This window comes from Candidatus Eisenbacteria bacterium (assembly GCA_005893275.1).
Lineage (GTDB): Bacteria > Eisenbacteria > RBG-16-71-46 > SZUA-252 > SZUA-252 > WS-7.
Map to the genome: position 1 here is coordinate 1 of VBOW01000038.1, position 12,748 is coordinate 12,748.

The following is a 12,748-nucleotide window of genomic DNA, read 5'->3' on the forward strand; positions in this document are numbered from 1 at the left end:
CTGGCGAGGCTCGCGCCATCGCTCGACTTGCCGTTCCAGCGAACTTCATTCACCCCTGGCGTGACGTTCTTCGAAATCGTCTGCACGAGGCGGCCAGCGACATTGAAGATCCGTACGTCAACCCGTCCGGCCGTCGCCGAGGAGAAGCGAATAGCCGTTTCAGGATTGAAGGGGTTCGGGAAGTTCCTGTCTAGCCGGTTCGCAACCGGAGGAGCACCCGACCCCGGACCCACGCCCGACAGGACCTTCGTATTGTCCTGGAGCGCATAGAGCGGACCGTAGGTGCCGATCTGGAAGCCGGCCAGGGTAGCCCAGTTGCCGTACTTGTTCGCGTCCGTCGGGCACGGCCAGCAGGAAGCCGTATCCGTGGCCGCACGCGCCCCGCGGCAGCTCGTCAGGAACTTGTAGAGCACCTGCGCGCGGGTGTCGACCAAGTTCTCGCCACCTTGGCGAATGAATTGGATCGAGAAGCCATAGCCCAGAGCCTTGTTCCTATCATGATCGCTGATTCCGTCCTTCTCGGTCATGTAGGAAACCGCGGCCACGTTCGTCACTGATGCGAACGTCGGATACGTCGCCGAGTTCTGAGCGCTGGGGCTCCCAATCTTGGTCAACGCGTCGAAACGGTTCGGCGCCGGGCAACCACCGTCCGCAACATAGGTGAAGGTGCCGGTACCGAGAGCAGGACCCGCGGCAGGATCCGCGAACAGGTCCTTGATGACCGGGAACTGGTTCACGTTCCCACCGTTCCACTGGTTCGCCGCCGCGGCGACGCCGAAGACGTCCGCCGCCAAGGCACCCTCGTTCGGATGCGGCACGCCACCCACCGCCAACAACGCGGTGAAGTAATCGTCGCCCGAAGCAAAGATGCAGCGGTCACCGCCACTGCTTGGCGTTTCCGTCACCCACCATTGATTGATCAGCCTCGAATCGGACTCCTCATCCACGACCGAGGTCGCGGTGTGCGAGGATTCGATCATGATCCGGTAGGAGTTGGTCAGCAGGTCCTTGATGTTGTACTCATCCATATTCGGAAAGTAATTGCTCAACCGGCCGGCGCGGGTTCCTGCGAACTCGTGCCCACCGATGTGACCGCCCTCTTCCAAGCCCTGCAGCGTACGGTAGCGGTCGGCCCGGACACCCAGCGCCCGCAGAGCCTGCACGGTCGCGTGGCTGCCGAAATTCCACCGCGTGTAGCTGCCGTCCAGATCGAGGAGCGGCGTATTGTTGCTGCTTGCCAACTGCGACCCCGGTGCCCCGAGTGCGTAGGTGCTCGGAAGCACGTCGAACTCGATGATGTCCGGAGCCACAATGGAGCCTCCGGGAAGGGTCGGGAGATTCTCGACCTCGCGGGCCAACGCGTCCGACGAGAACTGATACGAGGTTCCCCCGTTGAGATCGACGCCCTTCCAGTAGTACTGGATCCGCGATCCGCGCGGCATGAAGTTCAGCTGGCTATAGAGCGTCTTTCCATTCACGCTGAACCCGCCCGGAAGCGAGGTGCCGACCTTGTCGCGCGGCGGCCAGTTCATTCGGTACTCCTGGTCGACGACGGTCGTGTCGTTCCCCGCCACGGAGAGGTTGTTCACATCCAGCTCGCTGGAATCGAACGGGCTCCAGGTCTTCGTGGTCGGATCGAACAAGCGGTAGATGATTCGGGGCTTGTCAAAGGCCGCCACGAAGTTCGGGTTGGTGTGCGCGATGGTCAGACCAAAGTTCACACCCTTGTCGAACGCATGGTGCCAGTTGACGCCCATACCGTTCTTCCGCAGTCCCGTGACGACCCCGAGCGTGATCGAGTCGCCCAGCGGGCTGTTGAAGTTGTCGTGCACGGCTGCGGCCGTGCCGATGTCGCTGCCGCGAACGCCCGGCCAGCACTGACCCGCAGTCACTGTGGCCGCTGTGCAGCTCCCCGGGGAGGCGATTGTGCCGTCGATGAACATCGACTGCGCGACCGCCCCGACGAATACGCCGAAGATCGGCGCCGGGACGCCCGTCGTCAGCTCCAGACGGAAATTGTCGTAGAGAATCCCGTAGAGCACGTCGCCGCAGTTATTGTGATCGGCGGCGAAGAACGGGATGCACTGAATGTTGTAGCGGATCTGGACCGAGTCGGCCTGCGTCGCCGCCGCCAGCTCGTCCCCATCCGTCCCCCAGGACTGCCTCGCCCCGGTTACGACACCGCCGCCGGGTGAAGTGTTGTCCCAGTTGCCCCAGGATCCGCCCTTGAAAATGCGGAACTCGGAGTACTGGACGTAGCCCTGGAACCGCGGGAGGTCGAGGTACTCATCCCATAGCGCCAGAACCGAAGCAACACCCGCCGGGATTGGGAACGTACAGACCACGATCGAGTTGAACTGGTTCGGGACCGTGTGGAAGGTCGAAGCGTTGCCACCCTCGAAAATCAGGTCGCCGAAGGTGTTCTTCGGCGTGCAGAGATCGGGAGTCGGCAGGTTGTTGCCCGCCACGAGCTGCCAGAGCGTGCCCTGGCCGGGTCCAACGCGGGCCGAGATCACCGGAGCAGCCCCTGTACCCTTGATCACGACGCCGCCGCCCGGCGGCACGGTCGTATCGGGCACGTTCACCGAGGCCTCGTCCGTATACAGGGCGCCGTTGTCGCTTACCGAAACGTTGTCCACCATCTGCCCATGACCGTTCTTCCAGCTTCCGTCCTCGGTCGAGAAGAGACAGTCGGACTTGAATACGAGGTAAAGGGCGCGATGCTGAGCCTCGATCACGTACGAGGCACCCACCACCGGCGTCTCGGGCTGATCCCCGGCGCCGGTCACCACTACGGTCCCGCCGGTCGTGTTCCCGCCGGTCGCGTTGGTGACACCCGGGCTCTCCGAGCCCGTCCACGCAATCAGGAGCTTCACATTCCCGGCCGCCCCGTCCGCGATGACGTGGTCCAGGGTCGGCCGTGCGTTCCCCACCGGATCGCGAAGCCCATCGCCGCCGCCGATCAAATACGTGAAGTCGTAGTTCTTCTCGCAGTTGATGTCGTAGGTGAGGACAACGTTGTAATTCGCGGCGTGCGTGCCGGTGTCAAAGTAGATGAACTGGAAGGTCAAGTTCGGGTAGCCGAACTTGGAGGATATATAGTTCGCGTCGAACTTCCCGCACCAGAGCATCCTGGATCCGGCGAGAGCGGCCGGGCAGTTGGTGCCGGGGGTGCAGGTCCCGTTGTCCGAGACGTGCCACAGAATCTCGCTCAGCGACTGGTCGGCGGTGCCGTAGGGCCCCGTCGTGCCTGCCACGTAGCCATTCAGCGAGTCTGCCTGCGGGGTCGTACGCGGCGACCACGTTCCCAGCGTGCCAGGAACTCCGTTCTGACGGTCCGCGCACGCGCCCGGATAAAGGAACCACGTGGTCGTTGCCTGGGACTGCTTGATCAGGGTCCCGCTCAGCGTCCCCTGATAGTTCCCGCCGAGCCGCTGCTGAAAGATCCCGGCACGATTTTCGAGCGGAATCGGTTCAGACACCTTAGGCGGATTCTTCAGCGGGTCTACTGAAACCGCGGCCAGCGCGGGCAGCGCCCACAGGCCGAGTGCCACGAGACCCAGCATGGCAAATAGGGTTTTCCGCATTTTCACATCCTCCTTAGCGTTTCCTAACTAGGAGTCCAATATCGGGAGGACAGTTGCTGGAACTTCAGAACACGGGATTCGGTACAACGAGTTGAGCTCGGAGTTGAGTACTGAGGACACCCGCTCGATGGGACAGTGCTCGAGCATTTCGGAGCGTCCTCTTACCAACATTCACCTACCTCCTTTCCTCGTGTATTTGTATTAGGTGACCTGATTTATAGCTCTTAAAGCGAGTACGCGCTGTATCCTTACGGAGCCTTCTCACCCCCTTCGTGGCGTATTCGTTTGAGCAGGGTATGCCGTCTTAATCTCTTTTCAGACACAAACAAAGCTGGCCGCCCCCGTCAGGCAATCGATGAGGCGCATTCGATGTGGTTTCAGGTGCTTCAGACGGTAGCGGCCGTGTGAGAGCAAGTTATTTTGCTCCCGAGTACCCGCCTAGTATACCAAAAAACCCGCTAATGTCAAACGGATTTTTGACCTGGAGCGCTTGGAAGGGCCGAGAATTCGGCTATTCTGATGAAGGTCTGGCGCACGCCCTCTAGGATCCCGAGCCGCCGTTTCCGTGTCACGGGGTCCTCGGCCATGACCATCACGGCCTCGAAGAACCTGTCGATCGCTGGCCTTAGGCCGAGCAGGTGCCGGAGCACCGCGGGGTAGTCCGGCTCCGGGCCTTGCAGGTAGGTTTCCACGGCCTGACGTGCCATTTTGGTCTCTAGGTGTAGGTCTGCCTCTGCCTTATCGCTGAAGGCCTCCGCCCGCTCGGCGAGGGGTTGCCCGGAAACGGCGATTTCCTCCGGCGGGGCTGTGCGGAGGATGTTGGCCGCACGCCGGTATCCAATCATCAGTCCCTCGAAATCGTCCGTTTCCCGGATGGCCTCGATCGCCCTCGCGCGTTCCCAGACATCGAGCGCGTCTCCCGGCCGCACCGCGAGCACCGCGGCGGCCGTGTCGTGCGGGATTCCCCGCTCCTCGAGGGCGCTCGCGACCCGCTGGACCCAGAACTCGCTGAAATCCGCCTGGCCGGGCGGAATCCCGGCCCTGTCGTATACCCTGCCGAGCCACGCGGCCAGGGCGGCAACATCGAGCCTGATTCGCTTTTCGAAGAGGATTCGTACGATCCCGTTCCCGGCGCGACGGAGCCCGTAGGGATCCTGCGACCCGGAGACCAGGAGCCCGGCCCGAAAACCCCCGACGATCACGTCGAGACGGTCGGCGATCGCGACAATCGTGCCTTCGCTCGAGGAGGGGAGAGGGTCCGTGGGCCCCCGAGGCAGGATGTGCTCCCGGATGGCCCGGACAACCTCGGCGGGCTCCCCCTGGGCGGCCGCATACTCGGCTCCGACGATTCCCTCCAGGGTCGCAAACTCCTTCCCCGAGCGAATCATGTCGCTGGCGAGGTCCGCCTTGCAGAGGTAGGCGGCCCGGCCCACGGCCCCCCTGGCTTCCGGGGCGAGCTGACGGGCCAGCTCCTCCGCGAGCTGGACCAAGCGCTGGGCCCGGTCGAAGACCGAGCCGAGCTTCTCGTGCCACACGATCTGCTTCAGCTCTTGAACCTTGGCCTCGAGCCCGGCCTTACGGTCCTTCTGCCAGTAGAACCGCGCGTCCTCGAGGCGCGCCCTGAGAACGGTTTCGTTGCCGCGCCGGATCGATTCGGCTCCCTCGCCCCGGCCGTTCCGGATCGCGACAAAATGGGGGAGGAGCTTCCCGGATTCTCCCTCGACCGGGAAGTACCTCTGATGGGCCCGCATCGACGCGACGACGACCGGGGAGGGAAGCTCGAGGTAGCTCTCGTCGAAATGACCCAGGACCGCGTCCGGCCACTCGATCAGGTTCGTCACCTCCTCGATCAGCTCGGGATCGGTCATCGCTTTTCCTTGCTTCGCCGCGCTCGCCTTCGAGACGAGCGCTTCGACCTGCTCCCGACGCTCGCGGGGGTCCGCGATCACGCCGCGATCCCGGAGCGTTGCCAGGAAGCGATCCGCGCTCTTGATCTCGAACCAATCGGGAGCGAGGGTGCGGTGGCCCCGCGATCGGCGACCCGATTCGACCCCGAAGCATTGAAACGGGACGACCTCTCCGTCCCACAACGAAACGATCCAGCGAACCGGCCTCGCGAAGCGGCCGCTGCCGTTCCACTGCATGGTCCTTGGAAAGGTGAGACCGGAGATCCAGGCCTTGAGGAGCTCGGGCAGGACCTCGCGCGCCGACCTTCCGGCATCGTGCACCCGGGCGAGCAGGTACTCACCCTTCGCCGTCGACACCCGCTCGAGCGCTTCCACCGGGATGCCGGCGCTCTTCGCGAAGCCGCGCGCCGCGTTCGTGGGGTGCCCCGCGGCGTCGAAGGCGACGCGGACGGCGGGCCCGGTCAGCTCGCGGGTCTCCGCCTCCTGCCGCTCGCCGACCCCCTCGGCCAGGAGGGCGAGCCGGCGGGGCGTGCCGACCGCCTTCACGGACGCGAATCCGATCCTCGCCCCCTTGAGCCCATCGCGCGCGAGCGACTCGAGCTGCCGGAGCGCCGGCGTAATGAACCCGGCCGGAAGCTCCTCGCAGCCGATCTCGAGCAAGAGGGTCTTAGCCACGCGCCGCACCCGCGAGCTCGGCCGGCGCCGGCCGGTCGCGCAGGAGCGGATACCCCATTTCCTCCCGCTGTTTCAGAAATGCTCCCGCCGCGCGCCGCGCGAGCTTTCGGACCCGGGCGATCGTGCCCACCCGCTCGGTGACGGAGATGGCGCCCCGCGCCTCGAGGAGATTGAAAAGATGGGAGCATTTGATGACGTAGTCGTAGCCGGGGAGGACGAGCCCGGCCTCGAGGAGCCGCTCCGCCTCCCGTTCCATCTTCTCGAACTGCTCGAAAAGGAGCTCCGGGTTCGACTGCTCAAAGTTGAAGGTGGACCACTCCACCTCCCCTCTCAAGAAAAGCTCATCCCAACGGATATCCCTCGACCAGCGAAGGTCCATGATCCGGTCCACGCCCTGGAGGTAGCAGGCGATACGCTCGATGCCGTAGGTGATTTCCGCGGAGATCGGATCCAGGTCGTATCCTCCCGACTGCTGAAAGTAGGTGAACTGCGTTATCTCCTGGCCGTCGAGCCAGACCTCCCACCCTAACCCCCACGCGCCGAGCGTCGGCGACTCCCAGTCGTCTTCCACCAACCGGACATCGTGCCGCTCGAGGTCGATCCCGATATGGCGCAGGCTCTCGAGGTAGACGTCGAGCACGTCCGGCGGCGAAGGCTTCAGCACGACCTGGTACTGGTAAAACATCTGGAGCCGGTTGGGATTTTGGCCGTAGCGGCCGTCCTTGGGGCGCCGCGAGGGCTCGACGTAGGCCGCTTTCCAGGGCTCGGGGCCCAGCACACGGAAGAATGTCGCCGGGTTGAACGTGCCCGCGCCCACCTCGCTGCTGTAGGGCTGGACCAGCGCGCAGCCGTAGCCCGACCAGAATTGCTCGAGCCGGAGGAGCATTTCCTGAAACGAGGCGGGGGGTTCGATCTTTTGCTTTGGATTCATCACCGTATCGCGACCATGGCGCTCAGCCCCTGTATTGCCCGAGCGATTCCGCGACCCGGCTGGCGCGCAACCCGTCGAAGCGCTCGAGATGAGCCGAGAGGAACCGCTCCACGGCCTTCGCCACCTCGATCCCGGGGTAGCGTTCGGCGGCCCACCCCGCGAGGGCCGCGATCGGCTGCGCGCTGAGGCCGACCATCACCCGCCGCGCCCGTTCGGAGAGGCGGAAGCTGCCCTCGCCCCCCCCGCACGCGCCGCAGAGGAGCCCTCCGCGAATCGGGTGGAAGAGGCCCCCCTCCTCGAGGGGACGCCGGCACTCGAGGCATGCCGCAAGCTCGGGAGCGTACCCCAAGCGCTCGCAGGCCTGAATCTCAAACCCGCGCACGATCAGCTCGAGGCAGGCGGTCGGGGCCCAGCTCATGGTCCGCAGCGTCTCGCAGGCCAGGTCGAGAAGCTCCGGGTCCCCCGATTCGCCGTAGGCCGCGCGCTCCAGGAACTCGAGCACCTGAGTCGCGGCGGCGAAACGGTCCGGATCCTCCCAGAGCGCGGGGAGCACCTCGACGATGTCGGTCTTCGAGAGAAGCTGGAGATCGCGGGAGAGCTTCCGGTAGAGGACCGCGTTCACCCGCACGCCGGGCTCGAGCGAGGCGCCGAAGCGACTCCTCGACCCGCGCGCCCCCTTCGCCACGCACCGGAGGAGGCCGAACTCGCGCGTGAAGAGGGAGACGATGAGGCTCGTCTCCCCGAGCCGGAAGGAGCGCAGCACGAGCGCTTCCGATTGGACGATCGCCATGGCTAGTCCGCCGCCGGGCTCACGACGCCCCCGGAGACCACCATCTTGAGAGCCTGCTCCACCTTGAGCGTCGTCGGGATCAAGCTCTCTTGAGGATAGAAGAGAAGGAATCCCGACGTCGGATTGGGCGCGTGGGGCAGAAAGACGCCGACGAGCGGCTTTCCGTCCGGGTGGGTCACCCCGCTCGCGGGGGACGCGGTCACGAAGGCGATCGCGTAGCGGCCGGGCGTCGGGTACTCGATCAGCACGACGCGCTGGAAGGTGTCCCGCTTTTCTCCGAGAAGCGCTTCCCCCACCTGTTTCACCGTCGTATAGAAGCCGCGGAAGACCGGCAGGCGCATGACCATCGCTTCCAAGATGCTTCCGATCTGCCGCCCCAGGAAATTGCTCGCGAGGAACCCGACGATGAGGATGATCACCAGCACGGTGAGGAATCCGAGCCCCGGGACCCCGCCCGGCCGGATGTACCCGCCGCGCAAGGTCGTGCCGAGGAGGTGATCGACGAAGATGAAGAGCCTCCACACCACGTAGACCGTGATGACCGCCGGCGCGAGCACGAGGAGGCCCGTGAAGAAGGCATTGCGGACGCGGTCCCACATGGAAGGCTTGGTGCGCGATGAGCTCATGGGTTGGGAGGTTCGGGTCAAGGTTCGCCGCGTGCCGGTCCGGCCATCATAGCATCGGTCCGGCCTCGCGCAAGAGGCGCGACTCGACCGCGGTCATGCGGCGACGCGCCGCGGCGCCAGCGTGATCGTACCCGAGGAGGTGAAGGAGCCCATGAATCGCGAGGTGCGCGACCTCCCGCCTATAGGGTCTCCGGGCGGCCCTCGCCTGCGCGCGGGCGGTGTCGACCGAGATGTAGATCTCGCCCAGGAAGAGGGGGCGATCGCGATCTTCGAGGTCGCCGGGATCGGCGAGCGGAAAGGAAAGGACGTCGGTGGGACGGTCGGTTTCGAGGAAGTCGCGGTTCAAGGCTCGAATCCGGTCGTCGCCGGTCAGAACCAGCGAGACCGAGGCACGCGGAAAACCCAGGATCCGGAGCGCGCGCCGGAGGAGCGCTCTAAGAGTGGTCGATCTTAAGCCGTGATTTTTCTCCGTAGACGCGACGCTCGTCGCCGGAACGTCCCCGCTCCTCGGCGGGACGCCGCCGCTCCTCGGACGCGGGCGCGCCGGGGTAGTGGACCCGCGCGTGGAAGAGCGCGGTGAGGATCGGGATGAAGCCCTCGCGGATCTTCGCGAGGTCCTCGAACGTGATCGGGCTTTCATCGAGCTGGCCGTCCTCCACGCGGGCGTCGAGAATACGAGTCACCACGCCCCGGATGCGGCTCGGCGTCGGCTCGGTCAGGGAACGGGCCGCTGCTTCCACCGCGTCCGCGAGCATGAGCACCGCCGTCTCCTTCGAGCGCGGCTTGGGGCCAGGATAGCGGAAATCCCGCTCCTCCGCGTCGGGGTCGGCTTGCTTGGCCTTGTGGTAGAAGAAGCTCATCAGCGTCGTGCCGTGATGTTGCAGGATTGCGTTCTGGATCGCCGTCGGAAGCTTCTCCCGACGGGCGATCTCGGCTCCCTCGCGCACGTGCGCCTCGATGATGAGGCAGCTCATCGTGGGGGAGAGCTTCTCGTGCCGGCTCCGCGCGCTCGATTGGTTCTCCACGTAGTACTCGGCCTTGTCGATCTTGCCGATGTCGTGATAGTAGGCCGACACGCGCGCCAAGAGCGGGTTCCCGCCCACGGCCTCCGCGCCCGCCTCCGCCAAGCTTCCCACGACCAGGCTGTGGTGGTAGGTGCCGGGCGCCTCGAGCATGAGCTTTCTCAAGATGGGACGGTTCAGGTCCGCCAGCTCGAGCAGCGTGATGTCGGTCGTGACCGAGAAGACGGATTCCAGGAGCGGCAGGAGGAGCGTCACGAGGAGAACCGAACCGAACCCCGCCACCACCCCCCACGCCGCGCGGCGGAGGAGCACGTCCCACCGCGCGCCGTCGACGAGCCCCATCGCGCCGATGGCGAACGCGTAGGCAACCGCCACCACCAGCATCGGGAGGTAGAAATCGCGGCGACGCCGCACGCCGGCCGCGGTCGCGATCGCGGCGATCCCGGCGAGCGCGCTCCCAGTGAGGAACGGCAGGCCCAGGCCGTAGACCACCGCGACCAGGAGCGAGGCGACCAGGGTCGCCACGAAGGCAAGCTCCTGCCCGAAGAGGACCGCCACCGTGAGCGAGAGCACGGTGACCGGGATCAGCATCTCGTACCCGCGAATCTGGTTCACGACGACCCACCCGACCCCCATCACCGCCGCGGTGAGGATCGCGATCAGAAGGAGCGTCGCCGTGTCGTCGTAGACCGGTCGGTGATGGAGCTTCAGGTAGCCGAGGAATCCAAAGAGCAGGAAGGCGATCAGCGCCACGCGCCCCAGGAGCCCCGGAATCTCGCCCCTCCAGTCCACGATTCCCTGGACGCGCGCGCTCCACGCGCGGAGCGATTCGAGCTTCCGGATGTGATCGCGGGTCGCGATCTCGTGGCTCCCGATGATCTTCTCGTCCTTGCGCACCAGCCCGTCGTACTGATTCACCGCCTCCCGCGCCTCCGCCCGAAGCGCTTCCGTGGTCGAGGCCTCGTAGCGGAGATCCGGCTTGATGGCCGCGGACGCGAGCTCCTGGAGCGCCTGCGCGGCCTCGGGACGGCTCGGGAACGCGCGCTGGCCTTCGTTCCACGCCATGTCGCGGATCGAAGGGAGGTCGTAGAGGAGCACCCACGGCGCCGCCACGCGCACGCCCTTCCGGTCGATGCGCGCGACCGGGGAATCGGTCTCGGCGCGCGCGGGGTCGCGTTCGGACAGGAGCCCCGCCGCGTAGGCCAGATCGGCAATCCGGAGCGCCAGGGTCGCGATCCGCCCCCCGTCGGGCCCCGAGAGGACTCGCACCGCTTCGCGGGAAATGCCCATCGCGCGGAGCCGCTCGGCGAGGCGAGCGGAGGCTCCCCGGACGTCCGGGTTCGCGGTCCGAAGCGAATCGAGCAGGGTCTTGGCCCGCGTTTCTACGCTCCCGTCGGAGGAGAAAACGGGAGCGACCCCGCGGGCCGCCGCGATCTGCTCCTGGCGGAGCGCCTCCCTGGATTTGAGAAGGTAGAACTGGAACGGCGCGATGAGATCCCGCTTCGCCGGGAAGCCCTCGCGAAGGGTCATCACCTCGAACGAGGGCTCCCTGGGAAAAAGAAGGCACGCGAAGAGGAGAAAGCCCGCGAAGAGCGAGGTGCGCCGAAAACGCCGGCTGATGCGGCGGACCCGTTCGAGGAAACCCGGCGGCTCGCGCCGGTGCGGCTCGAGCACGCGGAGCTGGTCAGCGCCCACCGTTCCCCCGCTTGTTTTCGTTGCTCTTCTCGTGCTCGTCGAACGCGCGGATGATCTCGCGGACCAGGTGATGGCGGACGACGTCGCGCTCCGTCAAATAGATGAACTCGATGCCCGGCACCTCGTGGAGAATGGACTGGATCTCCACGAGGCCGGAGGCGTGCTCCACGCCGAGATCGATCTGGGTCACATCCCCGGTGATCACCGCCTTCGAGCCGTAGCCGAGGCGCGTCAGGAACATCTTCATCTGCCCGACGGTCGTGTTCTGGGCCTCGTCCAGGATCACGAACGCATTGTTGAGCGTGCGGCCGCGCATGTAGGCCAGCGGCGCCACCTCGATCACGCCGAGGTCCAGGAAGCGGCGAATCTTCTCGAAGGACAGGAGATCGTTCAGGGCGTCGTAGAGCGGCCGAAGATAGGGATCCACCTTCTCCTTCATGTCTCCCGGAAGGAATCCAAGGCTCTCCCCCGCCTCGACCGCGGGACGCACGAGGAGAATCCGCTCAACCTGCCGCGCCTTGAGCGCGTGCACCGCGGCGGCCACCGCGAGGTAGGTTTTCCCCGTGCCGGCCGGCCCGATCGCGAACACGATGTCGTGCTTCTGCAACGCCGCGACGTAACGCGCCTGCCCCAGCGTCTTCACCCGGAGCGTGCGCTTGTCGAACGAGAAGAGCACCGGGCGCTCGTAGATCTGGAGCGACTCCTTTCGCTCGAGAGCGTCGGAGACGCCGATGAAGTTGTGGACGTCGTGCTCCTCCAGGACGGCGCCCTTCCGAACCAGGTCCGCGAGCGCGCTCAGAATCGCGCTGACCTCGTCGACCGTCGCGGGCTCGCCGCGCACGGCCAGGGAGCCGTCGCGGTAGGTGAGCCGCACCGGATAGCTCCGTTCGACCAAGCGCAGGTTCGAGTCGTTTTTCCCGAAGAGGGCGAGCGGGTCCAGGTCCTGAATTCCCACCAACCGCGTCGTCTCTTTCACGTCGTCCTTCTCGTCCTTCTTCTTATCGTTCATCGTGGGATCGATAGCTCCTGTCCAGGATAGATGAGGTTGGGGTCGCGGATCCGCCCGCGATTCGCTTCGTAGAGATCGGGCCACCGCGCGCCGGATCCGTATACTTGGGGAGATGCGCTGATCCGCCAGAGCGACTCCCCGGGCCGGACGACGTGGGTTGCCGCGCCCGCTCGGCCCGGCGCCCTGCGTCCGGGCTTTCCGGGGGATGCGCCGCCCGGCGCCCCTCGCATCCGCGACTCGACCGCCGTGCCGAGGGCGAACAGCGAATCTCCCTCCTGGCGCAGCCTGAGCGAGCGCGACCGGGTCCCGTCCAGCTCCCCGCGAAGCTCGACCAGCTCTGCCTTGTAGATCGAGTCCTGCCGCGCCAGCTCCGCGCAGTACTCACGCCTTTGCTCGTCGTTCAATTTCTTGAATTCTTTCTCCGTGTAATAGTCCCCGAGGGAAGCGTCCGCCACCCGGAGAACGGGCTTTCCGCACCCCATCATCGATGCCGCCAGCGCCACGAC

9 protein-coding genes are annotated in these 12,748 nt (G+C 65.8%); all 9 read right to left on the bottom strand.

The window, feature by feature from the left end; translation table 11 throughout:
- The coding region (locus E6K76_08245) for a hypothetical protein (protein TMQ58243.1) at nucleotides 1-3,587 on the bottom strand (3,587 nt) is incomplete at its 3' end.
- A gap of 464 nt (nucleotides 3,588-4,051) precedes the next feature.
- Nucleotides 4,052-6,220 (bottom strand): glycine--tRNA ligase subunit beta, encoded by a 2,169-nt coding sequence (locus E6K76_08250; GenBank protein TMQ58244.1) that lies wholly within the window; start codon nucleotides 6,218-6,220, stop codon nucleotides 4,052-4,054.
- Nucleotides 6,162-7,100 carry a glycine--tRNA ligase subunit alpha gene (locus tag E6K76_08255; protein TMQ58245.1) on the bottom strand — a complete coding sequence of 313 codons (939 nt, stop codon included), beginning with the start codon at nucleotides 7,098-7,100 and terminating at the stop codon, nucleotides 6,162-6,164. Before E6K76_08255 ends, E6K76_08250 begins: the two co-directional genes overlap by 59 nt.
- Before the next feature lie 22 nt (nucleotides 7,101-7,122).
- A complete protein-coding gene (gene recO, locus E6K76_08260) occupies nucleotides 7,123-7,890 on the bottom strand; it encodes a DNA repair protein RecO (protein ID TMQ58246.1) in 768 nt (255 codons plus the stop codon).
- 2 nt (nucleotides 7,891-7,892) lie between these two features.
- A complete protein-coding gene (locus tag E6K76_08265; protein ID TMQ58247.1) occupies nucleotides 7,893-8,516 on the bottom strand; it encodes a DUF502 domain-containing protein in 624 nt (207 codons plus the stop codon).
- A gap of 46 nt (nucleotides 8,517-8,562) precedes the next feature.
- Nucleotides 8,563-9,156 carry an rRNA maturation RNase YbeY gene (gene ybeY / locus E6K76_08270; GenBank protein TMQ58248.1) on the bottom strand — a complete coding sequence of 198 codons (594 nt, stop codon included), beginning with the start codon at nucleotides 9,154-9,156 and terminating at the stop codon, nucleotides 8,563-8,565.
- Complete coding sequence (locus E6K76_08275) at nucleotides 8,951-11,233, bottom strand: HDIG domain-containing protein (protein TMQ58249.1); 2,283 nt, start codon at nucleotides 11,231-11,233, stop codon at nucleotides 8,951-8,953. Before E6K76_08275 ends, ybeY begins: the two co-directional genes overlap by 206 nt.
- Nucleotides 11,223-12,242 carry a PhoH family protein gene (locus tag E6K76_08280; GenBank protein ID TMQ58250.1) on the bottom strand — a complete coding sequence of 340 codons (1,020 nt, stop codon included), beginning with the start codon at nucleotides 12,240-12,242 and terminating at the stop codon, nucleotides 11,223-11,225. The genes E6K76_08275 and E6K76_08280 overlap by 11 nt, the downstream gene beginning before the upstream one ends.
- Nucleotides 12,239-12,727: a LysM peptidoglycan-binding domain-containing protein gene (locus E6K76_08285; protein TMQ58279.1), complete on the bottom strand. Its 489-nt coding sequence runs from the start codon at nucleotides 12,725-12,727 to the stop codon at nucleotides 12,239-12,241. The genes E6K76_08280 and E6K76_08285 overlap by 4 nt, the downstream gene beginning before the upstream one ends.
- Nucleotides 12,728-12,748: the final 21 nt, after the last annotated feature.